Consider the following 564-nt stretch of genomic DNA (forward strand, 5'->3'; position numbering starts at 1 on the left):
GCCGATGGCGATACGCTGACGATCACCCAAATCAATGGTCAGCCCGTCACCTTCGTGAATGGCGTGGCCACGGTGGCGGTGGCTGGCGGCTCTTTGGTCATCAACCAAGACGGGACTTTCACCTATACCCACAATGGCAGCCAACCGGCGCCAACCAGCTTCACCTATACCATTACCGACGGTAATGGCGGCAGCGATACCGCTACGGTGACCCTGAATGTGGATAACGAGAACGACGCACCCGATGCCATCGATGACACTTACGAGGTTGCTGAAGGCGGCAGCGTCACTGGCAACATCATCACTGACCTACTCGGACGCGATACCGATGCCGATGGCGATACGCTGACGATCACCCAAATCAATGGTCAGCCCGTCACCTTCGTGAATGGCGTGGCCACGGTGGCGGTGGCTGGCGGCTCTTTGGTCATCAACCAAGACGGGACTTTCACCTATACCCACAATGGCAGCCAACCGGCGCCAACCAGCTTCACCTATACCATTACCGACGGTAATGGCGGCAGCGATACCGCTACGGTGACCCTGAATGTGGATAACGAGAAC

The 564-nt window shown here is 57.6% G+C and carries 1 protein-coding gene; it reads left to right on the forward strand.

Going from position 1 to position 564, the window contains the following annotated elements; all coding sequences use genetic code 11:
- Positions 1-564: cadherin-like domain-containing protein (locus L5M49_RS25215; protein ID WP_263267005.1), on the forward strand; the 564-nt coding region annotated here is incomplete at both ends.

This window comes from Shewanella sp. SM74, from assembly GCF_025653725.1.
Classification (GTDB): domain Bacteria; phylum Pseudomonadota; class Gammaproteobacteria; order Enterobacterales; family Shewanellaceae; genus Shewanella; species Shewanella oncorhynchi.